30 protein-coding genes are annotated in these 24207 nt (G+C 65.1%); 24 read left to right on the forward strand and 6 right to left on the reverse strand.

Going from position 1 to position 24207, the window contains the following annotated elements; all coding sequences use genetic code 11:
• Window positions 1–28 precede the first annotated feature (28 nt).
• The 14 genes from motA to BXU08_RS07935 all read left to right on the forward strand — a co-directional run bounded on the left by motA (window position 29) and on the right by BXU08_RS07935 (window position 9936).
• Window positions 29–913, forward strand: a complete 885-nt coding sequence (motA, locus tag BXU08_RS07870) for a flagellar motor stator protein MotA (RefSeq protein ID WP_077509554.1) — start codon at window positions 29–31, stop codon at window positions 911–913.
• The gene (locus BXU08_RS07875; protein WP_077509555.1) at window positions 888–1205 is read left to right on the forward strand and encodes an STAS domain-containing protein; all 318 of its coding nucleotides are present in this window, start codon (window positions 888–890) and stop codon (window positions 1203–1205) included. Before motA ends, BXU08_RS07875 begins: the two co-directional genes overlap by 26 nt.
• Complete coding sequence (locus BXU08_RS07880; RefSeq protein WP_077509556.1) at window positions 1202–1567, forward strand: response regulator; 366 nt, start codon at window positions 1202–1204, stop codon at window positions 1565–1567. The genes BXU08_RS07875 and BXU08_RS07880 overlap by 4 nt, the downstream gene beginning before the upstream one ends.
• Window positions 1564–3771, forward strand: coding sequence for a chemotaxis protein CheA (locus BXU08_RS07885; protein ID WP_077512155.1), 2208 nt, complete (start codon window positions 1564–1566; stop codon window positions 3769–3771). Before BXU08_RS07880 ends, BXU08_RS07885 begins: the two co-directional genes overlap by 4 nt.
• Window positions 3768–4262 carry a chemotaxis protein CheW gene (locus BXU08_RS07890; protein ID WP_077509557.1) on the forward strand — a complete coding sequence of 165 codons (495 nt, stop codon included), beginning with the start codon at window positions 3768–3770 and terminating at the stop codon, window positions 4260–4262. Before BXU08_RS07885 ends, BXU08_RS07890 begins: the two co-directional genes overlap by 4 nt.
• On the forward strand, window positions 4259–5134 hold the full coding sequence (locus BXU08_RS07895) for a protein-glutamate O-methyltransferase CheR (RefSeq protein WP_253190549.1): 876 nt from the start codon (window positions 4259–4261) through the stop codon (window positions 5132–5134). The genes BXU08_RS07890 and BXU08_RS07895 overlap by 4 nt, the downstream gene beginning before the upstream one ends.
• Window positions 5134–6168 carry a chemotaxis response regulator protein-glutamate methylesterase gene (locus BXU08_RS07900; protein ID WP_077512153.1) on the forward strand — a complete coding sequence of 345 codons (1035 nt, stop codon included), beginning with the start codon at window positions 5134–5136 and terminating at the stop codon, window positions 6166–6168. Before BXU08_RS07895 ends, BXU08_RS07900 begins: the two co-directional genes overlap by 1 nt.
• A complete protein-coding gene (locus BXU08_RS07905; RefSeq protein WP_171982460.1) occupies window positions 6168–6557 on the forward strand; it encodes a response regulator in 390 nt (129 codons plus the stop codon). Before BXU08_RS07900 ends, BXU08_RS07905 begins: the two co-directional genes overlap by 1 nt.
• Complete coding sequence (locus BXU08_RS07910; RefSeq protein ID WP_077509558.1) at window positions 6557–7081, forward strand: chemotaxis protein CheD; 525 nt, start codon at window positions 6557–6559, stop codon at window positions 7079–7081. The genes BXU08_RS07905 and BXU08_RS07910 overlap by 1 nt, the downstream gene beginning before the upstream one ends.
• Complete coding sequence (locus tag BXU08_RS07915) at window positions 7081–7452, forward strand: hypothetical protein (RefSeq protein ID WP_077509559.1); 372 nt, start codon at window positions 7081–7083, stop codon at window positions 7450–7452. Before BXU08_RS07910 ends, BXU08_RS07915 begins: the two co-directional genes overlap by 1 nt.
• The gene (locus tag BXU08_RS07920; RefSeq protein ID WP_077509560.1) at window positions 7436–8290 is read left to right on the forward strand and encodes a flagellar motor protein MotB; all 855 of its coding nucleotides are present in this window, start codon (window positions 7436–7438) and stop codon (window positions 8288–8290) included. The genes BXU08_RS07915 and BXU08_RS07920 overlap by 17 nt, the downstream gene beginning before the upstream one ends.
• A gap of 10 nt (window positions 8291–8300) precedes the next feature.
• Window positions 8301–8744 (forward strand): hypothetical protein, encoded by a 444-nt coding sequence (locus tag BXU08_RS07925; RefSeq protein WP_077509561.1) that lies wholly within the window; start codon window positions 8301–8303, stop codon window positions 8742–8744.
• 91 nt (window positions 8745–8835) lie between these two features.
• Window positions 8836–9459 carry a PilZ domain-containing protein gene (locus tag BXU08_RS07930; RefSeq protein ID WP_077509562.1) on the forward strand — a complete coding sequence of 208 codons (624 nt, stop codon included), beginning with the start codon at window positions 8836–8838 and terminating at the stop codon, window positions 9457–9459.
• A gap of 60 nt (window positions 9460–9519) precedes the next feature.
• A complete protein-coding gene (locus BXU08_RS07935) occupies window positions 9520–9936 on the forward strand; it encodes an endonuclease domain-containing protein (RefSeq protein ID WP_253190550.1) in 417 nt (138 codons plus the stop codon).
• Between the two features lie 59 nt (window positions 9937–9995).
• On the opposite strand, the gene fliP is transcribed toward BXU08_RS07935, so the two are convergent.
• Genes fliP through BXU08_RS07950 form a run of 3 tightly spaced genes read right to left on the reverse strand, consistent with a single transcriptional unit; the run spans window position 9996 to window position 11579 of the window.
• Complete coding sequence (fliP, locus tag BXU08_RS07940; protein WP_077509563.1) at window positions 9996–10745, reverse strand: flagellar type III secretion system pore protein FliP; 750 nt, start codon at window positions 10743–10745, stop codon at window positions 9996–9998.
• Complete coding sequence (locus BXU08_RS20195) at window positions 10738–11343, reverse strand: flagellar biosynthetic protein FliO (protein ID WP_077509564.1); 606 nt, start codon at window positions 11341–11343, stop codon at window positions 10738–10740. Before BXU08_RS20195 ends, fliP begins: the two co-directional genes overlap by 8 nt.
• On the reverse strand, window positions 11343–11579 hold the full coding sequence (locus tag BXU08_RS07950) for a FliM/FliN family flagellar motor switch protein (RefSeq protein WP_077509565.1): 237 nt from the start codon (window positions 11577–11579) through the stop codon (window positions 11343–11345). Before BXU08_RS07950 ends, BXU08_RS20195 begins: the two co-directional genes overlap by 1 nt.
• Window positions 11580–11748: 169 nt before the next feature.
• On the opposite strand from BXU08_RS07950, the gene flgC reads away from it, so the two are divergent.
• The 6 genes from flgC (at window position 11749) to katG (ending at window position 16887) form a co-directional block, all read left to right on the forward strand.
• Window positions 11749–12156, forward strand: a complete 408-nt coding sequence (flgC, locus tag BXU08_RS07955; RefSeq protein ID WP_077512163.1) for a flagellar basal body rod protein FlgC — start codon at window positions 11749–11751, stop codon at window positions 12154–12156.
• Between the two features lie 12 nt (window positions 12157–12168).
• On the forward strand, window positions 12169–12483 hold the full coding sequence (locus BXU08_RS07960; protein WP_077509566.1) for a flagellar hook-basal body complex protein FliE: 315 nt from the start codon (window positions 12169–12171) through the stop codon (window positions 12481–12483).
• Between the two features lie 3 nt (window positions 12484–12486).
• Window positions 12487–12750, forward strand: a complete 264-nt coding sequence (locus BXU08_RS07965) for a flagellar biosynthetic protein FliQ (RefSeq protein WP_077509567.1) — start codon at window positions 12487–12489, stop codon at window positions 12748–12750.
• Window positions 12747–13505 carry a flagellar biosynthetic protein FliR gene (gene fliR, locus BXU08_RS07970; protein ID WP_077509568.1) on the forward strand — a complete coding sequence of 253 codons (759 nt, stop codon included), beginning with the start codon at window positions 12747–12749 and terminating at the stop codon, window positions 13503–13505. The genes BXU08_RS07965 and fliR overlap by 4 nt, the downstream gene beginning before the upstream one ends.
• A complete protein-coding gene (flhB, locus tag BXU08_RS07975) occupies window positions 13505–14575 on the forward strand; it encodes a flagellar biosynthesis protein FlhB (protein WP_077512165.1) in 1071 nt (356 codons plus the stop codon). The genes fliR and flhB overlap by 1 nt, the downstream gene beginning before the upstream one ends.
• Before the next feature lie 113 nt (window positions 14576–14688).
• Window positions 14689–16887 carry a catalase/peroxidase HPI gene (katG, locus tag BXU08_RS07980; protein ID WP_077509569.1) on the forward strand — a complete coding sequence of 733 codons (2199 nt, stop codon included), beginning with the start codon at window positions 14689–14691 and terminating at the stop codon, window positions 16885–16887.
• A 512-nt stretch (window positions 16888–17399) separates the two neighbouring features.
• On the opposite strand, the gene BXU08_RS07985 is transcribed toward katG, so the two are convergent.
• Entirely contained in the window at window positions 17400–17822 is a 423-nt protein-coding gene (locus tag BXU08_RS07985) for a flagellar assembly protein FliX (RefSeq protein ID WP_077509570.1), read from the reverse strand.
• 83 nt (window positions 17823–17905) lie between these two features.
• Between BXU08_RS07985 and BXU08_RS07990 the strand changes: the two genes are divergently transcribed.
• The 4 genes from BXU08_RS07990 to BXU08_RS08005 all read left to right on the forward strand — a co-directional run bounded on the left by BXU08_RS07990 (window position 17906) and on the right by BXU08_RS08005 (window position 20682).
• Window positions 17906–19009: a flagellar basal body P-ring protein FlgI gene (locus tag BXU08_RS07990; protein WP_077509571.1), complete on the forward strand. Its 1104-nt coding sequence runs from the start codon at window positions 17906–17908 to the stop codon at window positions 19007–19009.
• Window positions 19009–19296 (forward strand): rod-binding protein, encoded by a 288-nt coding sequence (locus BXU08_RS07995; protein WP_077509572.1) that lies wholly within the window; start codon window positions 19009–19011, stop codon window positions 19294–19296. Before BXU08_RS07990 ends, BXU08_RS07995 begins: the two co-directional genes overlap by 1 nt.
• Complete coding sequence (locus BXU08_RS08000) at window positions 19296–19718, forward strand: flagellar protein FlgN (RefSeq protein ID WP_077509573.1); 423 nt, start codon at window positions 19296–19298, stop codon at window positions 19716–19718. Before BXU08_RS07995 ends, BXU08_RS08000 begins: the two co-directional genes overlap by 1 nt.
• Before the next feature lie 190 nt (window positions 19719–19908).
• On the forward strand, window positions 19909–20682 hold the full coding sequence (locus tag BXU08_RS08005; RefSeq protein ID WP_253190551.1) for a Crp/Fnr family transcriptional regulator: 774 nt from the start codon (window positions 19909–19911) through the stop codon (window positions 20680–20682).
• Window positions 20683–20953: 271 nt separating this feature from the next.
• Here the strand turns inward: BXU08_RS08005 and BXU08_RS08010 are convergent, their stop codons facing one another.
• Both BXU08_RS08010 and BXU08_RS08015 read right to left on the reverse strand, forming a co-directional pair.
• Window positions 20954–21358, reverse strand: coding sequence for a flagellar basal body protein (locus BXU08_RS08010; RefSeq protein WP_077509575.1), 405 nt, complete (start codon window positions 21356–21358; stop codon window positions 20954–20956).
• Window positions 21359–21363: 5 nt separating this feature from the next.
• Window positions 21364–24102, reverse strand: coding sequence for a hypothetical protein (locus tag BXU08_RS08015; RefSeq protein ID WP_366926578.1), 2739 nt, complete (start codon window positions 24100–24102; stop codon window positions 21364–21366).
• Between the last annotated feature and the right edge of the window lie 105 nt (window positions 24103–24207).

A 24207-nucleotide genomic window follows, 5' to 3' on the forward strand; every position in this document is an offset into this window, starting at 1 on the left:
ACACCAGAGAAAGAATAGCGGCCCCACCATGCTGAACGGCGTTGGTTTCCTCATCATCCTTGGATGCGTCTTCGGCAGCTTCATCATGGCTGGCGGCAAGATGGACATCATCCTCCACGCGCTGCCGCACGAAATGATGGCGATCGCGGGGGCGTCGCTCGGCGCCTTCGTCGTCTCCAATTCGATGGCGACGGTGAAGAAGGCCGGCAAGGGCCTGATGCGCTCGTTCAAGGGCAGCAAGTGGAAGGCGCAGGACTATAAGGACCTGCTCACCTTGATGTTCGGCGTGCTGTCGACCTTCAAGAAGGGCGGCGCCACTGCACTCGAGCCGCATCTCGACAGCCCGGAGGAGAGCCCGCTCTTCCAGCCCTATCCGCGGCTGCTCAAGGATCACCACCTGATCGAATTCACCTGCGACTACCTGCGCATGATGACGGTCAACTTCGAGGATCCGCACCAGCTCGATGCCGCGATGGACGCGGACATCGAGAAGCATCACCACGAAGAAGGCCATCCGCAGCACGCGCTCCAGATCATGGCCGACGGCCTTCCCGCCGTCGGGATCGTCGCCGCGGTGCTCGGCGTCATCAAGACGATGGGCTCGATCGACCAGCCGACCGAGATCCTCGGCGGCATGATCGGCGGCGCGCTCGTCGGCACCTTCCTGGGAATTCTGCTCAGCTACTGCGTGGTCGGCCCGCTTGCCGCCAAGCTGCTCGAAACGATCGAGGAGGACGCCAAGCCCTTCTTCATCGTGAAGACCGCGATCGTCGCATACGCCCAGAACCAGCCGGTTCAGGTCGCGATCGAGATCGCCCGCCGCATGACGCCGTCGGCCTATGCGCCGACCTTCCAACAACTCGAAACTGCACTCGACGAGGCGAAAAATGGACTTAACCCTGCCACTGCCTGAGGCGGATGACCGCGCGCTGCGTTTGCCTGCGCACGGCACCACCGTCACTGCGGAAGACCTGCGCGTCCGCTTCGTCCTCGCCGCCGACCTCGACGATACGATCGAAGTCGATGCGTCGCAGGTCGAGAGCGTCGGCCAGGCCGTGCTCCAGCTCCTCGTCGCCGCGCGCGCCGAGGCGGTGGCCAACGGCCAGGGCTTCCGCATCGCAAATCCCAGCCAAGCTTTTGTCGAGCGCGTGACCAGCTGCCGTATGGCGGACGCGATCGGCCTCGAAACCGGAGACGTCCAGTGAGCAAGTTGATCCTTACCGTCGATGACTCGGCGAGCATGCGCATGCTGCTCAAGACGTCGCTTACCGCCCAGGGCTATCGCATCGAGAGCGCCAACGATGGCGAGCACGGTCTCGAGCGCATGCACGAGGTGAAGCCCGACCTGCTCATCACCGACATCAACATGCCCAAGATGGACGGCTTCGAGCTGATCGAGGCGGTTCGCGCCGAAGGCCAGTTCCGCGGCACGCCGATCCTGGTGCTCTCGACCGAATTCTCGGACGAGAAGAAGCAGCGCGCCCGCTCCGCCGGTGCCACCGGCTGGATCACCAAGCCGTTCGAGGCAACCAAGCTGGGGGCGGCGATCCGCCGCGTGTGCCCGTGAGCGACGAACTCGACGAAATCCAGGCAATCTTCTTCGAAGAATGCACTGAGGGTCTCACCACCGCGGAGCAGGGCCTTTCGGCCATGCAGGGCGGCGACGTTTCCGCCGAGACGATCGCGGGCGTGTTCCGTGCGGTGCACTCGATCAAGGGCGGCGCCGGCGCGTTCGGCCATGCCGATCTGACGGCGTTCGCACACAAGTTCGAGAACGTCCTCGACGAAGTGCGCGGCGGCAAGATCGCGCCGACTCCGGGCGTCATCAAGGTGATGCTGAGCTCGTTCGACGTGCTTTCGGATCACGTCGAGACCGCCAAGGGCCTCGCGCCGCGTCCCAACGACGCCGCATCGCTCGCAGCGCTCGAAAAGGTGCTCGCCGACCGGGGTGTTCCCGAGGACGGCGCCGCTCCCGCCGCTGCCGCACCTGTACCTGCGCCTGCGCCCGCTCCGGTCGTTGCCGCTCCGGCCGCCCCGGCCGAGGACGAATTCGGCTTCACGCCGGTCGCCTTCGCGCTCGACGATTTCGACGCGCCGGCCGCGCCCGTGGCATCGGCTTCGACCTGGACGATCCGCTTCAAGCCGTCGCGCGCCGCGCTCGCCAACGCCGGCGAGCCGCTGCTCATCATCCGTGAGCTCGAGACGCTCGGCGCCAAGGTCCTGTCGGTCGACGTATCGGACGTTCCGCCGCTGCGCGACCTCGATCCCGAGGACGCCTATCTCGTCTGGGTGCTCAGCATGCCAGGCGACGTCGCCCAGCGCGACATCGACGATTGCTTCGATTTCGTCGCGCCGGACTCGCTGGTCGAAGTGACGCGCAACGAAGTCGAGGCCCCTGCCCCGGCGTTCGAGCCCATTCCGGCGCCCGAACCCGAAATGGCTGCGGAAGATCTTATCCCGTTCGTGCCGGTGATGGCTTCGATCGATGATCTCACTGCGCAGGTCCAGCAGGTGGTGGCGGATCTCGCCGCCACGCCAATGACGCCGACGCCCGCGCCGGCGGTCGTCGAAAGCGCGGCGCCCAAGCCGGCTACCGAGGCCGCGCAGACGATCCGCGTCGACTTGTCGAAGCTCGATCTTCTGCTCAACCTCGTCGGCGAGCTGGTGATCCGCAACTCGATCCTCGCCGACCGGCTGTCGCCTGCCGACCGCCAGCGCGTCGAACTCCCGGAGCTGGCCCGCCTGACGCGCCAGATCCAGGACAATGTCATGTCGCTGCGTGCGCAGCCGATCAAGCAGGCCTTCAGCCGCGTGCCGCGCATGCTGCGCGACCTTTCGGTCGAGACCGGCAAGCAGATCGAGCTCGAAACCGTCGGCGAGACGACCGAAGTCGACAAGGGCGTGATCGAGAAGATCGGTGATCCGCTGACGCACATGATCCGCAACGCTGCGGACCATGGCCTTGAAAGCACCGAAGAGCGCATCGCCGCTGGCAAGTCGCCCGCGGGCACGATCAAGCTGTCGGCCGAGCAGAAGGGGGCGCGCATCTTCGTTCGCGTCCAGGACAATGGCCGCGGCATCAACCGCGAGCGCGTCAAGGCCAAGGCAATCGAGAAGGGCATCATCCCCGCCGATGCACAGCTGTCGAACGAAGAGATCGATCAGCTGATCTGCGCACCGGGCTTCTCGACTGCCGAGACGATTTCGAACATCTCGGGTCGCGGCGTCGGCATGGACGTGGTCCGCTCGAACGTGGAAGCCCTGGGCGGCCGCGTCGAGATCCACTCCGTTCCCGGCGAGGGCACGACCTTCACGATGATCCTGCCGCTGACCCTTGCGATCCTGGACGGCATGATCGTCCGCCTCGCCAGCCAGCGCTTCGTCCTGCCGCTCGCGCATGTGCTCGAAACCGTCCAGCCCGAGCCGGGCCAGGTCAAGCGCACTTCGCCCGACACCGAAGTGATCGACATGCGCGGCGAATATGTCCCCGTGAAGCGTGCGACCGAGATCTTCGGACTCAACGACGATCGCCTGATCGAGGACTCGCTGGTCGTGATCGTAGAGAGCGAGCACGGCAAGGTCGGCCTGGTCGTCGATACCATCGATGACCGCCGCGAAGTGGTGATCAAGAGCCTCGACCAGAACCTCCACCCGATCCGCGGGCTGGGCGGCGCCACCATCCTTGGTGACGGCTCGATCGCGCTCATCCTCGACATCGAAGCGCTCGTCGCCTCGACCAACCGCTACACCCCCAAAGGACTGGCCGCATGACCACCAACACTGAATCCGCGAGCGACTGCAAGATCGTCACCTTCACGCTCGGCAAGCAGACTTTCGGGATCGACATGGGTGCGCTCATCGAGATCCGCGAATGGGACGAGCCCACCCCGCTCCCCAATGTTCCGACCTTCATCAAGGGCGTGAGCAACCTGCGCGGCAACGTGATCCCGGTCGTCGGCCTCGCCGAGCGTCTGGGCTGGGAGCCGAGCGCGATCCATGCCCGCTCGTGCATCCTGGTCGTCAGCATCGGCGGCAAGCAGGCCGGCTTCCTGGTCGACGAAGTCAACGACATCGTCGGGATCAGCCGCAGCGAGATCCAGCCGGCCCCCGAGGTCGAGACGATCGAATCGAGCGTGATCGACGGTCTGGTGCGCATCACCACGCGCGCCAAGGACGGCACCCGCGACGAGAACGGCACCATGGTGCTGCTGCTCGATCTCGAGGCGCTGAGCCTGACCAAGCATCTGGACCTCGCAGCGTGAGCCCCGCCGGGGGCGCCGCGGCGCTCGCCGGCGGCAACGCGATGATGGCAGCGAATGCGGAGCTGATGCCCCGTGATTTCGCCGCGATCGCCGCGATCATGCACAGCGACGCCCGGATCGAGCTGAGCGAAGCCAAGACCACGCTCGTCCAGTCCCGCCTTGCGCGGCGGCTGCGCGAACATGGCCTCGCCCGCTTCTCGGAATATGTCGCGATGGTCCAGTCGGACGCGCAGGAACGGCATGCGATGGTGGTCGCGCTGACCACCAACCACACGCATTTCTTCCGCGAACCGCATCACTTCGATCATTTCCGCCAGCACGTCCTGCCGGTGCTCAAGCGCAAGCAGGGCCCGATCCGGATCTGGTCGGCGGGGTGCTCGTCGGGCGAGGAAGTCTATACGATCGCCATGTGCCTGCTCGGGCCGGACCGCACGTCCGCCCAGTGGCTGCGCCATGCCGATGTCCGCCTGCTCGCGACCGACATCGCGCCGCATGTGGTGGAATCGGTCCAACGCGGCTTCTATGCGGACAACATCGCGGCGGGGGTTCCCGAGCCGTATCGCAGCGCCTGGATGCGCCCGGCGCCTGGCGGCTTCACCGTCGCCGACGAGGCTCGCCAACTGGTCACCGCGCGGGTGCTGAACCTGTTCGAGAAGTGGCCGCTAAAGGCCCAGTACGACGTGATCTTCTGCCGCAACGTGATGATCTATTTCGGTGATCCCGCGAAGGAGGAGCTGGAAGAGCGCTTCGTCAACCAGCTCGCCAGCGGCGGTCATCTCTACATCGGCCATTCCGAGCGGCTGATCGGTCCGGCGGCCACCCGGATGACGTCGTGCGGCCACACCATCTACGCCAAGCCGGAGACTCAATGATGCGACCGGTACGTACTCTTATCGTCGATGACAGCGCATCGATGCGGGCGACGCTGAAGCGCATGCTTTCAGCCGATCCCGAGATCGAAGTCGTCGGCATGGCACCAGAGCCGTTCGCGGCGCGCGACATGATCAAGACGCTCAACCCCGACGTGCTGACGCTCGACGTCGAGATGCCGGGGATGGACGGACTGTCGTTCCTCGAGCGCATCATGCGCCTCCGGCCCATGCCGGTGGTGATGTGCTCGACGCTGACGGCGCGCGGCGCCGAAGTGACGATCGAGGCGCTGCGCCTCGGCGCGGTCGACTATGTCACCAAGCCGAGCGGCACGCCCGAGGACATCGAGCGCGACGCGACGCTGCTGTGCGAGAAGGTCAAGACCGCCGCCCGCTCGGTGGCGCGTGCCGGACCGACCCGCCTGCCCCAGCAGCCTAGCGTCGCCGGGGGCGGCGCGGGCAAGCTGATCGCGATCGGCTCGTCCACCGGGGGTGTCGAAGCGTTGTTTTCGCTGCTGCCGGCGCTGCCCGCCGATTGCCCGCCGGTGCTGATCGTCCAGCACATGCCGGCGAGCTTCACGGCGAGCTTCGCACAGCGCCTGGACTCGGAATGTCGCGTTCGCGTGATGGAAGCGACTGAAGGCGCACAGATTCGTCCGGGAACCGTCTATATTGCACCTGGGGGCGAGACGCACATGGAGCTTGCCGGCGGCATCGCCGGGCACATCAAGCTTCGCCAGGGCGACCTCGTCACCGGCCATCGCCCGTCGGTCGATGTGCTGTTCCGTTCGGTGGCGCCGCTGGGTGCCGCTGCGGTCGGCGCGATCCTGACGGGAATGGGTCAGGACGGTGCGGAAGGCCTGCTGGCGATGCGCCGCGCAGGTGCCCGTACGCTGGGCCAGAGCAAGGAGACCTGCGTGGTGTGGGGCATGCCCCGCGCGGCGATGGAACTCGGCGCGGTCGAGAAGGAAATTGGTTTGTCTGCCATGCCTGAGGCGATCCTCAAGGCATGCCGTGAAAAGATTGGGAGCGTCTGATGCCTGCTGCTGCAGCAATCAAGGTGATGGTCGTGGACGACCAGACCAGCATGCGTGCGATGATCCGTCGCGCGCTGCAGGATCTCGGTTTCAAGGACGTCCGCGACAAGCCCGGCGCCCAGGAGGCGCTGTCGGCGATCAAGAGCGATCGCGTCCATCTGGTCATCTCGGACTTCAACATGCCCGAGATGGACGGTCTCCAGTTCCTGGAAGCCGTGCGCAACGATCCGGTGATCGGCAAGACCGTGTTCATCATGCTCACGGGTTCGGCCGACAAGGAGATCGTCCAGAAGGCCGCGGCCCTCGGGGTCAACAACTATGTCGTAAAGCCTTTCGCGCCCGCAGCGCTGAAGGAAAAGATCGAGCGCGTTTTCGGCGAGCTCACCTGATGCGACGGGTCTCGATCGTCCAGGGCGAGAATGCAATTCTAGCGGAGCCGGACGTCGTCATATCGACGCTGCTCGGCAGCTGCGTGGCCGCATGTCTCTACGATCCGGTCGCCAAGGTGGGTGGGATGAACCACTTCCTCCTCGGCGAACCGAGCGCGGACCACCGCGTCTCGGCCGGCGACATGCAGCGCTACGGCATTCACGCCATGGAATTGCTGATCAACGGGATGATGGCCAGGGGCGCGGTGCGCACCCGGCTGCGCGCCCACCTGTATGGCGGCGCCAACATCGTCTCGGGCCTCGGCTCGATCGGGTCCTCCAATGCCGCCTTCGCCCACCGTTTCATGGCGGACGAAGGCATCGAGGTGGCGCATGCCGATCTCGGCGGCACGTCGGCGCGCAAGATCGAGTTCCTGCCGCACGAGGGCAAGAGCCGCTGCACCAAGGTGGCCGACCGCGTTCCCGATCGCCCGCCTGTCCCCGTTGCCCTGCCGCCCGTCGGCGGAGACCTGGAGCTGTTCTGATGTCGTGCCTGCCCGTTCCCGCCCAGCCGCTTTCGGTCGAGCCGCTTCCCGGCTACGATCCGTTCGCAGGCACGCTCCACAGCGTGATTGCGAGCGAGCTGCGCGAGATGCGCGACATGCTCGAAAAGCTCGCCGAAGTGCTCGTTGCCGATGAGCAGTTCGCGTATGCCCATATCGAGCAGCTGCAGTCGTTCGACTATCTGATCCAGCATACCGACGAGTGCGCGAACCTGCTCGAGCGGATCGCCGGCGGCGAAGACTCGATGAGCGCAGTCAACCATGTCCGCCTCGCCGAAGTTCAGAACCGGCTTCGTGAGGCGCTGACTGGAAATCCGGACATCGGGGGGAAATGGCATGGCTTCACTGACTAATGAACGCCCGATCATCATCAAGAAGGTCAAGAAGGTTGCCGGCGGACATCACGGCGGCGCCTGGAAAGTCGCGTACGCCGACTTCGTGACCGCGATGATGGCGTTCTTCATGCTGCTATGGCTGATCTCCAATCCTGACAAGGAGCGGTTGAAGGGCCTCGCCCAGTATTTCTCGCCGACGATCAGCGAAACTGCGCCGAGCACGCCATTGCAGGGCATGTCCGAAGGCGCCGGCGGCCGTTCGCGCAAGAACTCGACCGACCGGACCACCGCTAACGGCACCCCGACCAGCGAGGCCGCCGTTGCCGGCGCGGCGCGCGGCGGTACCGCCAGCGTCCCCGACGCGTCGATGCGCGTGCTCGCTTCCGAGCTGCAGATCGCGCTCGATTCCTCGTCGCAGGATTCAGGGCAGAAGAAGAACGTCCAGATCGATCCGAGCCGCGACGGCCTGCGCATCACGCTGATGGATACCGATCAGCAATCGATGTTCCGCGCCAACACCGCCGAGCTCAATCCCTATGCGCGGGCAATGCTCGCCAAGGTCGCGGCGAAGCTCGGCACCTCGGGCGCGCAGATCGCGATCGAGGGCCATACCGACGGCGCCGGCGGCGTCCAGAGCGACGCCAATTGGCGCCTCTCGGGTGAGCGCGCGCTCGCCGCCCGCCAGGCGCTGATCGGATCGGGCATGACGCCGGACCGCTTCGCCGAAGTCGTCGCGATGGGCGCCACCAAGCCGGTCTATCCCGACCAGCCCAATCGTCCCGAGAACCGCCGTATCACCGTGGTGCTCAAGGCCGAGGCGTCGGCACTGCCGAGCGACTCGAGCTTCAAGTTCTGAGGCAGAGACCATGAAGAAGATCCTGTTTCTGCTCGGTGTTCTCCTCGCCGGTCTCGGCCTGGGCGGCGGCGCTGCCTATGCCACCGTGCTGATGCTCGGGCCCAAGGCACCCAAGGCCGCCGGCGCGCATGACGATGATGTCGAGCCGAGCTTTGTAGACGCCGGCAAGATCCTCGCGCCCCTGGTGTTCGCCGACGGCCGGCTGTCGGGATACGTCCAGTTCCAGATCCAGCTCGAAGTGCCCACCGACAAGGCCGAGTTCGTCACTGCGCGGATGCCGCTGCTGCTCCACGCGATCAACATGCGCACCTATCGCACCCCGATGGCCGCGGGTCCGGACGGGCTGATCCCCGACCTCGAGACCTTCCGCAAGGTCGTCATGCAGGCCGCGCCCGAAGCGTTCGGCGCCGGCGTGCTCAAGAAGGTCGCAGTGACGCAGGCCAATCCGGCATGATCCGGAGCGGAACTTTACGGAGACCACAACGCTACCCTCGTCATGCCTATACTGGGTGGCGAGGGGTTCGCTTCGACTACGAGGGACAGTCATGTACCTGACGCCGATCCAGACCACGGAAGCCGATCTGGCCGCCGATCGCGCGCCGCGCACCGTCACCACGCTGCTCGTCGGCAAGCTCCTGTGCCGCGGCACGGTCGAGCACCTCTGCCGCATCCGTAACATCTCGATGTCGGGCATGATGCTCGAAACCCACCACCCGCTCGGCTTCGGCAGCGGGGTGGCAGTCGAGCTGCGCAGCGGCGATCGGCTGGAGGGCAACGTCGTCTGGACCAGCGAAGGCCGCGCCGGCGTCGAGTTCGCCGCGGCGATCGACGTCGATCACATCCTCGCCCAGGTAAAGGCAGGCCCCGAAGGATTTTGCGGCCCCGCGCCGCGCGCACCGCGCTTCGACGTCGAATGCGCCGCGCGGATCAGCTGCTTTGGCCGCCATATCGACGTGACGCTCGAAAACGTCTCGCAGAGCGGCGCACGCATCCGCCTGCCCCGCCCCCCGCGCGAGGATACCGAGATCATCCTCTCGGTCCCCGGCCTCCCCTCGCGCCGCTGCACGACGCGCTGGTCAGCCGACGACAAGGCCGGCCTGATCTTCCTCGAGCCGATCTCGTACAACGATCTCGGCCCATGGCTAGAGCATTGCACGCTCGATAGCTGATTGGTCGGCAACGGATCAAAAGCCCTCTCCCGCTTGCGGGAGAGGGTTGGGTGAGGGTGTGTGCTGCGCTACGCAATACTGGTGCCGCGAATTCGCCCAACCAATCCCCATGCAAGGCGCCTTCGTCGCGAAGCGACGGATGTCGAACGCAAGTTCTGGTCGGCCGTGCGCAACCGGCGACTCAATGGTTGTAAGTTCCGTTTCCAGGCAAGCATCGGCCCTTACGTCGTAGATTTTCTCTGTGCGGAAAAACGACTGATCGTCGAACTCGACGGAGGTCAGCATACGCCGGATATCGATCGGCGACGCTCCGCGTTTCTGGAGAGCCGGGGCTATGTAATAAAACGCTTTTGGAACAATGAGCTGATCGAGAATCTCAATGGCGTTCTGCTCGCTGTTTCCGAACAGCTGACGGCGCTTCCCGGTGCACACGCTTCACCCTCACCCAACCCTCTCCCGCAAGCGGGAGAGGGCTAGAACGTAAAAAGGGCCCCGGCTTACACCGGGGCCCTCTGCGTTTTGAACGGAGGGACTCGCTACGTCGCGAAGCTCTTCACCAGCGACCCCGCCACCAGCGCCCAGCCGTCGACCAGCACGAAGAAGATGATCTTCATCGGCAGGGATATCGTCGGTGGCGGCAGCATCATCATACCCATCGCCATCAGCACCGCGGAGACCGCGAGATCGATGATCAGGAACGGCAGCAGCAGCAGGAAGCCGATCTCGAATGCGCGACGCAGTTCGGAGATCATGAAGGCCGGGGCCAGCGTGGTCAGCGGCGTCTCGGCGCGCGTCGCGATCTGCTTGTTCGCCAGGTCGGCGAACAGCTTGAGGTCGCTGTCGCGCACCTGGCTGAGCATGAACACGCGGAACGGCTCGGCAGTCCGCTTGAACGCGACCTCCTCGGTGATCTTGCCCTTGGTATAGGGATCGACGCCTTCGTTCCACGACTTCTCGAACGTCGGCGCCATCACGAAGAACGACAGGAACAGCGCAAGGCTGATGATCACCGGGTTGGGCGGCACGCCGGGCGCGCCGATGCCGGTGCGCAGCAGCGACAGCGCCACTACCATGCGAGTGAAGCTGGTGACCGTCATCAGCAGGCCGGGCGCGAGGCTGAGCACGGTCAGCATCAGCACCATCTGGATGGCCTTGGCCGAAAGCTGGCCGTCGCCGGCGCCACCGGCGCCGCCCAGGTTGATGGTCGTGCCGCCGGCCGCCTGCGCGTGCGCCGCCACCGGCAGCAGCACGAGCGCAGCGGCGGCCGCGATCAGGAATTTACGCATTGAGCGCCTCGCGCACCGCCGCACGGTTCCAACGCTTGGTATCGCGCGGACGGCGGGTGCGCTTGATGCGCGGTGCGGCGTTGGGCAGGTCGGCGACCGGCGCGGCGTCGGTCGCTTCGACCATGTCGCCGTCGTCGTCGTCGCCTTCGTCGCCGGCATTGACTTCGCCTTCGAGTTCGACCTCGGCTTCGTCGTCATTGGCGCCACGCACCGCGGCGATCTTGGCGCGCGAAAGATCGACGAGCTTGCCGAAGCCATTGGTGAAGCTGGCGAGATCGGCCTGGAAGTCGGCGACGGGCGCAGGCGCCTCGGCTGCTGCAACCGCCGGCGCGGGCGCGGCGATGCCGGTCTCCAGCGTTATATGGCCTTCCGGGCCCATCAGGATCAGATGTTCGCAACCGTCGCGGCGGATCAGCGCGATCGAGCGCTTGGCGTCGACTGCCAGCCGCTCGACCAGCTCGACGCGCTTGCGCCCGCCGCCCGAGACGCGACCGGGCAGCTTGATGTCGTACCGGCGGACCAGCCAGAGCGCACCGGCGAGCATGCCAAGCACCAGACCGAGCGCACCGAAGGTACGCATCATCGACAGGATATCCATCAGTGGCGCTGCTTCTTCACGAGTTCGGAGATTTCGAGCGACATCTGGTCGCCGTCGACGAGGATGCGGCCCTTGGCCACCAGCTCGCCGTTGACATAGACCAGGCTGGGATCGTCCTGGCCGCAATCGAGCGGGATCATTGCCCCGCGGCTCATCTTGAGCATCTGCCGGATCGGAACCTCGGCCGAGCCGAGGACGATCGACATGTCGATCATGATTTCGTCGAGTACGGACATTGGGCGTGTCACCTTTCTGAGTGACTTATAGGAAGCGTTTCCGCTCCCCCGGCGCCGGACCCGGCAAAAATTGCCTAGGTACGTTTTTTCCCTGTCCCGAACCCACCCCCGGCAAGAATTGCCTACAATGGAGGAAATGGCCGCACGGCCGATCTGGAGCTTCGTACCCATGGACTTGAAAGCATCGCTCGGCGTCTCGGCATCAGGGCTCCGCGCCCAGTCGCTGCGGATGCGCGTGATCGCAGAGAATCTGGCCAACCAGGACTCGGTTGCGCAGACCCCGGGCGGCGATCCCTATCGCCGCCGCGTCGCGAGCTTCAAGGCGGAGGTCGATCGCACGACCGGCGCCACCGAGGTCAAGGTCCAGTCGATCCAGAACGACAAGTCGGATTTCACGCGCGTCTACCAGCCGGGCCACCCGGCCGCGGACGGCGAAGGCTATGTGCTCAAGCCCAATGTCAACGGCCTCGTCGAGAGCGCCGACATGAAGGCCGCACAGCGCAGCTACGAAGCCAATCTCAATGCCATCGAAGCGGCGAAGAGCCTGACGATGCGCACCATCGACCTTCTCAAGTAAGGGAAAAATTGCATGTCAATCGGAGCACTTGATGCGACTTCTGCCTATGGCAAGGTCGCAGGGATCGGCAGCGCCCTCGGCACGCCCTCGGCCGGCAAGGCCGACGGCGCCGGCGGCTTCGGCTCGATGGTCGAGGATCTCGTCACCGGCACCGCGCAGCAGATGCGCGCCGCCGAGCATGCCTCGGCCATGCAGGTCGCCGGCAAGGGCGATCTGATCGACGTCGTCACGGCGATCGGCGCCGCGGAGACTGCACTCGACACGATGGTCGCCGTCCGCGACCGCGTCGTCAGCGCCTATACCGACATCATGCGGATGCAGATCTGAACGATGAGCCCGAGCCAGGTCATCCAGCTGGTCGAAGCGTCGCTGCTGCTCGTGCTCACCGTGGTGGGCCCGCTGCTGCTGACGTCGCTGATCGTCGGCACCGTCATCGGCCTGCTTCAGGCGCTGACGCAGATCCAGGAGACCACGCTCACCTTCGTTCCCAAGCTGCTCGCGATGGGCGTGGTGTTCCTGCTGATGCTACCGACCATGGGGCAGGCGCTGTCGGGCTTCATGTCCAAGATCAGTGACCTGATCATCACCGGATGATCCTGCCTGCCGATCTCGAATTTCAGGTCTCGGCCTTCTTCATCGTGTTCGCCCGCGTGGGCGCGGTGCTGATGCTGCTGCCGGTGTTCGGCGAGGATTCGATCCCGGGCCGCATCCGGCTGATGATCGCCTTTGCGATGTCGGCGGCGCTCTATGGCGCGCTCGGCGAGCCGGCGCGCGTCGCGCTGCAGGGCGGTGCGGTGCTGCCCGCGGTGCTGATCACCGAATTGATGACCGGCCTCGCCATGGGCATGATCGTCAAGATCCTGTTCTTCGCGATCTCGATGGCAGGCTCGATCGTCAGCATGCAGATCGGCCTTTCGTCGGCGGTGATCTTCGATCCCGCCCAGTCGAGCCAGGCGCCGCTGATCTCCAAATATGTCGGCATCGCCGCGGCCCTGGTGTGCATGGGCATGCAGGTCCATCACTTGTGGCTCGGCGCGATCATCAACAGCTATCACAGCTTCCCGATCGGCGGCCTGCCGCCGATGCAGGATTTCGCCCAGCTCGCGATCGCCACGGTCGGCCGCTCGATGACGCTCGGCATCAGTCTGGCCGCGCCGCTGATCGTCTACGGTATCGTCTTCAACGTCGCGCTGGGCCTGTCGGCGCGCATCGCCCCGGCGATCCAGGTCTTCTTCATCGCCCAGCCGCTCAACATCCTGCTCGGCCTCAGCATCTTCGCCGCCACCGTCGGCACCATGCTCACCGTTTTCGCCACCGCAATGGGTGACGCGATGCAGGGAGGCTGGTGATGTCGGGCGATACGGATCAGGAAGATAAAACAGAAGATCCCACAGACAAGAAGCTAGAGGACGCCCGCGAACGCGGCGAAGTGCCGATGGCCCCCGAGATGAAGCACGCCGCAATGTTCGTCGCGGCGCTGGTCGTTATGGGCGGTCTGGGCACCTACACGATGCAGACGATGGGATCGCTGTTCATCCGGCTATGGGGCAGCGCCGACGATTTCCGCATGGAGCCGGTCGGCGCGCAGGACTTTGCCACCGGGCTGATGGGCGCGATCGCCTCGACGCTTTTCCCGATCCTCGCCGCATTGTTCGGCTTCGCACTGCTCGGCGGGTTCCTGCAGGGCCGGCCGATGCTGTCGGCGAGCCGCATCAAGCCCAAATGGTCGAAGCTCAACCCGGTCAGCGGGTTCATGCGCACCTTCAGCAAGCAGTCGCTGGTCGAATTCGCCAAGACGCTGGCCAAGCTCTGCCTCGTCGTCGGCATCGGCGCGTGGATCGCCTGGCCGCATGCCTCGGGGATCGACAAGCTGGTCGGCGCCGATCTGGTGTCGATGGGCGCCGCGGCGAACGACATCGTCTATGCCATGCTCATGCCGATCACGATGCTGGTCGGCGCGCTCGCCCTGTTCGACTTCGTCTACCAGCGCTTCGCCTTCATGAAGAAGATGCGGATGACCAAGCAGGAGATCAAGGACGAGTATAAGCAGAGCGAAGGCGATCCCAAGATCAAGGGCAAGATCCGCCAGCTCCAGATGCAGCGCTCGCGCAGCCGCATGATGTCCAACGTTCCCAAGGCGAGCGTCGTCATCACCAACCCGACCCACTATGCCATCGCGCTCCAGTACGATCACGGCGCGATGAATGCGCCGGTGGTCGTCGCCAAGGGCGTCGATGCGCTCGCGCTGAAGATCCGCGAAGTCGCCGGCGAGCACGGCATCCCGATGGTCGAAAACCGTCCCCTCGCCCGCGCACTCTATGCCTCGGCCGAGATCGATCACCCGATACCGGTTGAGCACTATGCCGCCGTCGCAGAAGTGATCAGCTATGTGATGAAGATCGCCAAGACCAAGCGGTGATACCGCAGCGCGTCATTGATTTTCGCGCTTGCAGCAAGCGGTTTTAATCGTTTTCGTCGTCCAGCATCCGGACCTACCTCCCTGCAAATCTCATTGCAGGAAGGATTCGAGCCATGGACGCACCGACCACAGGCAGCCCGATCAACGATCCGCAGAAGCAGCCCGCGGCTCTGCGCAGGTTGCTCGGCCGCACCAATCGCGACTGGTGGCCCGAGCTGCTCAGCCTCGAGATTCTCACCCAGAACGGCGTGTCGCCGGATCCGCATGGCGAAGACTTCGCCTATCGCGAGGCATTCAAGGGTCTCGACTACCAGGCGCTCAAGGCGGACCTGACTGCGCTGATGACGGACAGCCAGCCCTGGTGGCCGGCCGATTACGGGCATTACGGCCCCTTCTTCATCCGCATGGCCTGGCACGCGGCGGGCACCTATCGCACCGGCGACGGCCGCGGCGGCTCCTCGTCGGGCGGGCAGCGCTTCGCTCCGCTCAATAGCTGGCCGGACAACGGCAATCTCGACAAGGCGCGTCGCCTGCTGTGGCCGATCAAGAAGAAGTACGGCGCGGCAATCAGCTGGGCCGACCTGTTTATCCTCACCGGCAATGTCGCGATCGAGTCGATGGGCGGCCCGGTGTTCGGCTTCAGCGGCGGGCGCGCCGACATCTTCGAGCCCGAAAAGGACATCTATTGGGGCACCGAAGAGGAATGGCTCGGCCAGACCCGCATCGATGACGAGGCGGGCATGGCGCTGGAAGAGCCACTCGCCGCGATCCAGCACGGCCTGATCTACGTCAATCCCGAGGGGCCGGGCGGCAAGCCCGACACCAGGGGCTCGGCACGCGACCTGCGCGCCACCTTCAGCCGCATGGCGATGAACGACGAGGAGACCGCCGCGCTCACCGCCGGCGGCCATACCTTCGGCAAGGCGCATGGCGCAGGCGATGCGTCGAAGGTCGGGCGCGAACCCGAAGCGGCCGACATCGCGCAGATGGGGCTCGGCTGGGCCTCGACGCACGAAAGCGGCATGGGCGACCATACGATCACGTCGGGAATCGAAGGCGCCTGGACCCCGACGCCGATCCAATGGGACATGAGCTATTTCGACATGCTGCTCGACCATGAATATGAGCTGGTGAAGAGCCCGGCGGGCGCGCAGCAATGGCAGCCGGTCGGCAATCCCGAAGAGACCCAGGCCCCGGCCGCGCATACGCCGGGCAAGAAGGTCGCGACGATGATGACCACCGCGGACAAGGCGTTCAAGGACGACCCGGAATACCGCAAGATCCTCGAGAAATTCCGCGCCGACCCCGCCTATTTCGCCGACGCCTTCGCCCGCGCCTGGTTCAAGCTGACTCACCGCGATATGGGGCCGAAGAGCAGGTACATCGGTCCCGAAGTGCCGCAGGAAGATCTGATCTGGCAGGATCCGATCCCCGCGGGCACGCCGCTGAGCGAGACCGATATCGCGACGCTTAAGGGCAAGATCGCCGGGTCCGGCCTCACCGTAGCGCAGCTGGTGAAAACCGCCTGGGCCTCGGCCTCGACCTTCCGCAATTCGGACAAGCGCGGTGGCGCCAACGGCGCGCGCATCCGCCTCGCCCCGCAAAAGGATTGGGAAGTCAATGAGCCGGCCGCGCTCGCCAAAGTGCTCGCCGTCTACGAGGACATCAAGGCAGGGTTCGGCGGCAATGTCAGCATCGCCGACCTGATCGTGCTCGGCGGCAATCTGGGCGTGGAGCAGGCGGCGAAGGCGGCCGGCCACGACCTGACCATTCCCTTCACGTCGGGCCGCGGCGACGCCACCGAGGAGTGGACCGACGCCGAGAGCTTCGACCCGCTCGAACCCAAGGCCGACGGCTTCCGCAACTATCTCTCGGTCAAGTTCAACGTCCCCACCGAGGAACTGCTGGTCGATCGCGCCCAGCTGCTCAGTCTGTCGGCGCCAGAGATGACGGTGCTGGTCGGCGGGCTCCGCGTGCTCGGCGCCAACCATCCAAAGGCCGAGAAGCACGGCGTCCTCACCGACCGGCCGGGCCAGCTTACCAACGATTTCTTCGTCAACCTGCTCGACATGGATACGGCGTGGAAGCAAGTCGATGATAGCGGCGACGAGGAATTCGTCGGCAGCGATCGCGCATCGGGCGAGCGGAAATGGACCGCGTCGCGCACCGACCTGGTTTTCGGCTCCAATTCGCAGCTGCGCGCGGTCTCGGAAGTCTACGCTTCGGACGATGCCGGCGAAAAGTTCGTGCAGGACTTCGTCAGCGCGTGGGCCAAGGTGATGAACGCCGATCGCTTCGACCTGGCGAAATAGGCGCTACCCAAATTCCTCCCTCGCTCCGCAGGAGCGGGGGAGGTGGCGCGCAGCGCGACGGAGGTAGCTTTGGCCGCAACGACGTGCTTGTACCAAGCCCCTTCCCTGCCCTGCGCACAGCGGGCGCGCATTTGCGAAGGTCACACCAGGGTCACACCATCGCGCATGTTCCAGCGGCGGCGTTACGATGCGGAAAATCTCAAAGGTTGAGCCGACGCGGTTTGCGTCCTGGTCGGGATCGGCGCTGTCAAAGAGCTAAGGGCCAAGTACCCCGTCTCAGCAGGCGAAATCCTACATTTCAAGCGGTTTGCAAAGTCCTCCCACTGATGGGGTGAGCTCTCCACGAGCGACGCAGGCTGGGCCGAGGTCACCCTCACCCTCCCTTCGGCAGCCCCTCCCTCCCATCAAGGGAGAGGGTTGTTCTCGAATCTCAACGCCTTAGCTCAAGATCTAATTGAGTATGGACCCTAAGGCGAGCAGTCTGACTCTAGCTCGCGCAAAGGTAGCGAGCGTTACGCCTGCACATCCACCTTGGCGAGTTCGACGCGGACGCGCAGCTCGATTTCGGAGAGGATCGACTGCAGCACCGGATCGTCCGACGCCTCGATATTCTCCGACCATTCGACGATTTCCTGCAGCCGCTCAACGCTCGGCGTGCCAGCCGCCAGCTCCTTGTGGAGCTTGTCGAGCGCATCGACGCCGCGTTCGGCATCGATAGCCTGCTTGCGCCGCCGCTCTATCGCGGGATCGGCCGCGGCGAGCGTGACCAGCATCGCGACGCTGGGAACCGGCTGATTCGCAGCCGAGCCCTGCACCGGCACCGGCATCTGCCGCGCGGCGATCTCTTCTTCGGCCACCGGAAACCCGGGCGCGGCCTTGGGCAGCGCCGCCAGCAGGCTGCGCGCCATCAGCGGCGTCAGGTTGTCGATACGCACGAAATCAGGTCCTCGCGGCCCGCATTGGGCTTAACTCCTCTATAAGAAAGTTACCGAGGGTTTTCCACTTTCGTAGAGGGTTTATGCAGCGCATCGTCGCCTGGTTCCTGCTTCCGCTTCTGGCACTTAGCGCCAGTACGCATGCATCCGCCCAGACGCGGATCAAAGACATCGTCGATGTCGAGAATGTCCGTGAGAACCAGCTGGTGGGGTATGGCCTGGTGGTCGGCCTCGCCGGCACCGGCGATCGCATGCGCAATGCGCCTTTCACCGAGGAATCGATGCAGGCGATGCTCGAGCGCATGGGCGTCAACATCCGCGGCACCAACATGCGCACGCAGAACGTCGCCGCCGTGTCGATCACCGCGACGATGCCGCCGTTCGCCCGTTCGGGCTCGCGCATCGACGTTCAGGTCGCCGCGCTCGGCGACGCTTCCAGTCTTCAGGGCGGCACGCTGATCGCGTCTTCGCTGCGCGCGCTCGACGGCGAGATCTACGCCGTCGCGCAGGGCAATGTCGCCGTCTCCGGCTTCAAGGGCCAGGGCGCCGCCGCCAGCGTCAGCCGCGGCGTGACCACGTCCGCACGAATCGCCAGCGGCGCGATCGTCGAACGCGAAGTACCCTATCAGCTGCGCTCGGCCACCAGCCTCAAGCTCGCGCTCAAGAATCCCGACTTCGCCACGGCGGACCGGATCGCCCGCGCGATCAACGCCAAATATGCGGGCAGCGCCGTCGTGCTCGATCCGTCGACCGTCGAAGTCGCGCCCCAGGCCAGCTTCCAGGGCAATGTCATCGATCTCGTCACGCGCATCGGCGAACTCGACATCAAGGTCGATCAGGTCGCCAAGGTCGTGATCAACGAAGCTTCGGGCACCGTGGTGATGAACGCCGATGTGCGGATCACGCCGGTGGCGATCGCCCAGGGCGGCCTGACCATCACCGTGTCGGAGCGCCCGCAGGTCTCGCAGCCCGCCCCGCTCTCGAACGGCCAGACCACCGTGGTGCCGCGCACCGACGTGCAGGTCGACGACGGCAACGGCGCGAGCCTTGCCTTGGTCAGCGGCGCATCGCTCCAGTCGCTGGTCAGCGGGCTCAACACGCTCGGCGTGTCCCCGCGCGATCTGATCACCATTCTCCAGGCCGTGAAGAGCGCAGGTGCGCTCCAGGCCGAGATCGAGGTCCAGTAATGAACGAACTCACTGCCACCTCCGCCACGTCGGCGGCCACGCCGGTCCGCAAGGTCGACGTCAAGAACGCCCAGACCGCCAAGGATTTCGAGGCGATGTTCCTCGGCCAGATGACCAAGATGATGCTCGAAAGCGTCGAAAAGGGCGAGATCAATGGGGGCGCCGGCGAAGAGATGTTCAAGGGCATACTGGCCGAGAAGCTCGGCACCGAAATGGCCAACCGCGGCGGCGTCGGCCTCGCGCCGATGGTGCTCGATTCGATCCTCAAGCTCCAGCAGGGACAATAATGACCGCACATCTGATCGACGCGATGGTTTCTCTGACGGCGCTTATGGAAGAGGAAAGCGAGAAGCTGGCGCGCAAGGCGTTCGTGCCCGAACTGGGTGAGATCGCCAACGCCAAGCTCCGCCTCACCGGCCGCATCGAAGCCGATTTCGCCCGCCTGAAGCGCGAGCATGCCGATTGGGCCGAGCAGCTCGACGAGGAGAACCGCATCCTGCTGTCGGACGCCAGCCGTAACCTGCGCGACGCATCGGCAGTCAACCAGCAGATCCTGTCCCGCCAGATCGAGCTGTCGGTCGAGATGATGGGCGCGATCGCCGCCGAGGCGCAGCGCCTCACCGGCACGCGCAGCACCACCTATGGCGCATGCGGCGGACTGGGCGGCATGGACGCCCCTGCCCCGATCTCGATCAACGCCAAGCTCTGACGCTGCCCGGCCGAGCGGGCGGACGGACGCTGCGGCGTCCGCCGGCAACTCGATCGCGCCACCGCCCCGGACGGCTTAAGCTGCTTGATGTTAAGAACAAAAGTCAGGATGTGTTAGGAACTTACACCGAACTGGGCTAAGGTCGTTTCATCACCGATCTTATAAGCGTATCGGTGGCTGAGAGACTCGCGTGTGCTCCCGCCTGCCGGAGCACACAATGGCGATTCAAGAGCATCCGTTGCACCCGTTGGTGCATAAGTTACAGTTCTGGGCGCCGTTGAGCGAGGCGGACGGCGATGCCCTGCTTCAGCTCCCCTGCACGATTCGGCGCCTGAAAGCGGGCCATCATATCGTCTGGGAAGGCGATATACCGCAGCATAGCTGCCTCCTGATCCGCGGCTATGCCTATCGGCACAAGATCGTGCGGGAGGGAAAAAAGCAGATTTTCTCGCTCCACATGGACGGCGACCTGATCGATCTTCAGAACTCGCTGCTCGGCCGTGCCGATCACAATGTCGAGACGCTCACCGACTGCGAAGTGGCGCTGATACCCGTGGAGGCGATCCGCAAGATCGCGTTCGACCGTCCAGCCATAGGCATGGCGATGTGGTACGAGACGCTGGTCGAGGGATCGGTCTTCCGCGAGTGGATTGCCAATATCGGCCGGCGAACCGCCCATGCCCGTATCGCGCACCTGATCTGCGAATTCGCGACGCGATTAAAAGCGGCCAAGCTCGGCACTCCGGACGGCTTTACCGTTCCGATGAGCCAAGAGTGGATCTCCGACGCAGTGAGCCTGACGTCGGTGCACGTCAATCGCGTGCTCCAGACGCTTCAGGCGGAGGGACTGATTCATCGATCACGGCGCTGGATCGAAATTCGCGACTGGGACGGCCTGACTCAGGCCGGCGACTTCAATCCGGCTTATCTCCATCTGGATCAGGTGCATCCCGCCGCACTGTGACATGCAGCGCGATGCGTTCGATCAGTGCAATCAGCACAGTCTCGACCGGGGCCGGTTTTAGAATAGTAGGTAACCCGGATGCGATTTCGCCAGTTCGGCGGGCAGCCCGGTGCCGGTATAAACGACGAACGGCGTCCCCTTTCAAGGAGGTGGATCGCCAGCGGCGTGACGTCCCGAGGGGCTATGCTCGAAGAGCCGATTACGGGTACGAAATTCTATCCTAGATCAACTTTTTAGAAGCTAATTTTGGGATCCAGCATACGCGCCGTTATCAGCCGCGGCCGCCCACGGCAGTCTTCAGCATCGACATCTGCTTGCGGTACAGGCTGGTCATCGCAGTGAAGTCGGCCTGGATCTCGCCCATCTTGAGCAGCTGGTCTTCGAGCGTGACGTTGTTGCCGTCGGGCTTGGTCTCGGTGATGTCCCTGTCGAGGACCACGCCGGCACCGAGCGGCTGGATTGCGCCGAGGCTCTTCATCCGGTCGGTCAGCTGGACACGGGGCGCGGCGACCATGCCGCTGCCGCCGACCAGTGCCGCAAAGCTCGGCTCGGAGACTTCGCGCGCCTTGTAGCCCGGCGTCTCGCTGTTCGCGATGTTGGTCGCGACGGTGCGCTGGCGCTCGGAAAGGTTCTGCATCCGGTCGCGGATGCCGGCGAGGATCGGGGGCGTGTTCATGACGATCAGAATCCCAGCGTCGCGGACGCGCCCGAGTTGAGTCGAGTCAGCGCCGCCTGATAATTGGCGAGCTGCGCGCTTTCGCGCGCGGTGGATTGGGTGCCGGTGACGGTGTTCTTGACGCCGTCGACGATCTTGGCCTTGCCCTCATCCCAATATAGCGAGCGATAGGCGGTCTGCGTCATCGAGATCGCTTCTTCGACCTTTTTCATCGCGACCTTGGCGTTGTCGAGCGTGGCGAGGCTCAGCGCCTCGGTAAGGTCCATCCCGTAATTGCCGCCCGGACGCACCTTGGAGGCGCTGCTGGACAGCGTCGCCTGGGTCGCGATCCGCTGCGGCTCGATGCCCAGCTTGGCCAGCGCATCGGTATCGGCGCCGCCGGGGATGAGCTCCATCTCGTGCCCGGGCTTCATCGTGACGCGCAGCTGCTGGACGCCGTCGACCACGGTCGCGGTCACGGTGCCCTTCGATGCGCCGATCATGCCCTGCATCCGCGCGGCGATCGTCTTGAGCGTGTCCCCCGCCTCGATGCTGACCTTGCGGATCGCGCCGCTGTCGGCCTTGATCGAGAAGAAGTCGCCGGCGCGCAGCGTCGTCTGGGTGGTCACCTTTTCCGAGACCGCCGGGTTGATCGTGCCGCGGCCGAAGCCGAGCGCCGAGATCGAGTTCGCGCCGCCGGTGTCCGCGGCGATGCGGACGGGCTCGGTACGCAGCAGCGCCTGGCCGAACTGGCTGGTATTCTCGATCGCGCCGGTGGCGGCGTCGATCCGCGCGACGAAGCCGTCGGTCGGCCCGCGACGCGGCGCGGCGAGATCGCCGGTGGTACGGCCGCCGGCATAGAGTTCGTCGCCCATGAAGGCGATGCTATCGACCTGGTCGTCGGCGGCCGAGCCGAGATAGGTCACGCTCGCGCTGCCCAGCGCGGAATCGATCCGCGCGACGAAGCCGTCGCGGCCGCCGCTCTGCGCATTGACCTGACTGCCGGTGACTGCCGCGCTGGTAGCGCCGCCCACGGCGATGCTGCCGTCCGCGGCCACTGCGATCGCGCGGACATCGGCGGTGCCCAGGTCGATGCTGCCCAGATCGGTCGACAGCGACGACGCGCTCATCTTGCGAACCGATGCATTGCCATCCTGATTGACCACGGCCAGCAGATTGCCGTCCTTGTCCATCGCCAGCGCATTGATCGAATCATATCCCGCGCCGGCGATCGTGCGCCGCTCGGCGAGCTTGCCGGTGGCGTCGATGCGCGCGACGAAGGCATCGCCATTGCCGCTCGCGGTACGTCCGCCGACATAGACCGAGCCATCGGCGCCGACCGTCACGGCCTTCGCCGCATCGGTGCCGGCCGAGCGGACCACGGTGGAGAATTTCTCGTCACCGTTCGCGGCATATTTGGCGACGACCATGTCGCCGTCCGCCGAGGTCACGCCGTTGAAGCTGCCAGTGACGGTGCCCGCCACGACGATGCTGCCGTCCGCGCCGATCGACACCGCAGCGCCGGTCGAGGAACCGCTGGCGCCCAGGCTGCGCTGCCATACGACCTTGCCCGCCCCGTCCATCTTGGTCAGGAACAGGTTGTTGTCGCCGTCGGACTTGTTGGCGCCCAGATCGCCCGAAGTGGTGCCGACGACATAGCTGTTGCCCTGCGCGTCGGTGACGACGGCGGCGGCATCGGTGCTGGCGTAGACGTTGCTGGTCTTGGTGGTGTTGGTCTTGATCTTGCCGTCCATGTCGGTGGACGTGGTGGTGACCGTAGTGGTCTTGCCCGCCAGCGTGTTCTGCGCGGTGCCGTCGCGGTCCAGCGCGGCGATCGTTCCCATCGACACGCGGGTATTGCTGCCCTCCGGATCGTTGAAGCGGAACACTTGGGTCGCGGTGGGCGCGTCGAGCGCGGTCTGGCCGCTGGCGACGACCAGCGAATCCTTCGCGCCGACCTGGTCGAGCGAAACCTGTTCCATGCCGTCGGGCGTCTCGAGCTTCATCGCCCATTTGCCGCCGCTGTAGGACGGCTCGAAACGCGCGGACCAGCGCGTGACCGGTTCGCCCTTGGCGTCGAGCTGCGGCGTCCCGTCGGATTTGTAGATTACAGTCGAGCTGATCGCGCTGTTGAGCTGCGACGTCACCGAATCGAGCGTCGGCGGCTGGGGGCCCTGCGAAAGATCGACGGTGAAGGTCTCGGTCAGCGTCCCGCGGTTAAGCTTGATGCTGAACTGCTCTTGCCCAGTCAGATTGGGGATCGGATCGGTGCGCTTGGAAACCAGCGGCTTGCCGCCGACTTCATAGGCGGCGCTCGCGCCGAGCTTGCTCGACTGGGCAGTCGAGCTCGGCTTGCCGAAGGAAAGGTTGACCTTGTCCGACGGTGCGGTGGTCAGATAGCCCTGCAGGTCGGTCAGCCCTTTGGCGAAGGCCTTCTCATACTGCGCGCGCTGTGCGCTGGTCGCAGTCTTGACGGTAGCCGCCTCGGCCAGCAGCCGCAGCTTCTCGAGCGCCTTGTAGGCAGTGAAGCTGGTCTTGATGTCGTCGGGCAGGATCGCGGTGCTGCTGCTCGTCTTGTCTACGATCGTCTTCGACGCCAGGATCGATGCGATCTGCGACGAGATAGACGTGTTTCCGGCCGGCTCCTTCCAGGGCGGCGTCGTCTCGGGAAGCGTGAACTGGGCCTTTGCGATACGCACGGCCTTGCTGTCGAACGCGATGGTGCTCGTCGCCAGCGAGAAGACCGAGGAGTCTCCCGTCAACAAGCTTAACCCCATCAGACTTCCGGAAAAATTAACTGACATAGCGACCGCACCTATCCCCCATGCTCCTATAATAGACGGGAGAGCGCACCTTCCGTGCGCTTACGT

It is taken from the genome of Sphingomonas sp. LM7 (genome assembly GCF_002002925.1).
GTDB lineage: Bacteria > Pseudomonadota > Alphaproteobacteria > Sphingomonadales > Sphingomonadaceae > Sphingomonas.

Excerpts from the sequence above, each read along its gene's own strand:
- BXU08_RS07965 (WP_077509567.1), top strand. The coding sequence starts at position 12,487 with ATGAGCCCGAGCCAGGTCATCCAGCTGGTCGAAGCGTCGCTGCTGCTC.
- BXU08_RS07890 (WP_077509557.1), top strand. The coding sequence starts at position 3,768 with ATGACCACCAACACTGAATCCGCGAGCGACTGCAAGATCGTCACCTTC.
- BXU08_RS07915 (WP_077509559.1), top strand. The coding sequence starts at position 7,081 with ATGTCGTGCCTGCCCGTTCCCGCCCAGCCGCTTTCGGTCGAGCCGCTT.
- BXU08_RS07960 (WP_077509566.1), top strand. The coding sequence starts at position 12,169 with ATGTCAATCGGAGCACTTGATGCGACTTCTGCCTATGGCAAGGTCGCA.
- BXU08_RS07920 (WP_077509560.1), top strand. The coding sequence starts at position 7,436 with ATGGCTTCACTGACTAATGAACGCCCGATCATCATCAAGAAGGTCAAG.
- BXU08_RS08000 (WP_077509573.1), top strand. The coding sequence starts at position 19,296 with ATGACCGCACATCTGATCGACGCGATGGTTTCTCTGACGGCGCTTATG.
- BXU08_RS07900 (WP_077512153.1), top strand. The coding sequence starts at position 5,134 with ATGCGACCGGTACGTACTCTTATCGTCGATGACAGCGCATCGATGCGG.
- fliR (WP_077509568.1), top strand. The coding sequence starts at position 12,747 with ATGATCCTGCCTGCCGATCTCGAATTTCAGGTCTCGGCCTTCTTCATC.
- flhB (WP_077512165.1), top strand. The coding sequence starts at position 13,505 with ATGTCGGGCGATACGGATCAGGAAGATAAAACAGAAGATCCCACAGAC.
- BXU08_RS08010 (WP_077509575.1), bottom strand. The coding sequence starts at position 21,358 with ATGAACACGCCCCCGATCCTCGCCGGCATCCGCGACCGGATGCAGAAC.
- BXU08_RS07990 (WP_077509571.1), top strand. The coding sequence starts at position 17,906 with ATGCAGCGCATCGTCGCCTGGTTCCTGCTTCCGCTTCTGGCACTTAGC.
- katG (WP_077509569.1), top strand. The coding sequence starts at position 14,689 with ATGGACGCACCGACCACAGGCAGCCCGATCAACGATCCGCAGAAGCAG.
- BXU08_RS07875 (WP_077509555.1), top strand. The coding sequence starts at position 888 with ATGGACTTAACCCTGCCACTGCCTGAGGCGGATGACCGCGCGCTGCGT.
- flgC (WP_077512163.1), top strand. The coding sequence starts at position 11,749 with ATGGACTTGAAAGCATCGCTCGGCGTCTCGGCATCAGGGCTCCGCGCC.
- BXU08_RS07950 (WP_077509565.1), bottom strand. The coding sequence starts at position 11,579 with ATGTCCGTACTCGACGAAATCATGATCGACATGTCGATCGTCCTCGGC.
- BXU08_RS07930 (WP_077509562.1), top strand. The coding sequence starts at position 8,836 with ATGTACCTGACGCCGATCCAGACCACGGAAGCCGATCTGGCCGCCGAT.
- BXU08_RS20195 (WP_077509564.1), bottom strand. The coding sequence starts at position 11,343 with ATGGATATCCTGTCGATGATGCGTACCTTCGGTGCGCTCGGTCTGGTG.
- BXU08_RS07905 (WP_171982460.1), top strand. The coding sequence starts at position 6,168 with ATGCCTGCTGCTGCAGCAATCAAGGTGATGGTCGTGGACGACCAGACC.
- motA (WP_077509554.1), top strand. The coding sequence starts at position 29 with ATGCTGAACGGCGTTGGTTTCCTCATCATCCTTGGATGCGTCTTCGGC.
- fliP (WP_077509563.1), bottom strand. The coding sequence starts at position 10,745 with ATGCGTAAATTCCTGATCGCGGCCGCCGCTGCGCTCGTGCTGCTGCCG.
- BXU08_RS07910 (WP_077509558.1), top strand. The coding sequence starts at position 6,557 with ATGCGACGGGTCTCGATCGTCCAGGGCGAGAATGCAATTCTAGCGGAG.
- BXU08_RS07995 (WP_077509572.1), top strand. The coding sequence starts at position 19,009 with ATGAACGAACTCACTGCCACCTCCGCCACGTCGGCGGCCACGCCGGTC.
- BXU08_RS07925 (WP_077509561.1), top strand. The coding sequence starts at position 8,301 with ATGAAGAAGATCCTGTTTCTGCTCGGTGTTCTCCTCGCCGGTCTCGGC.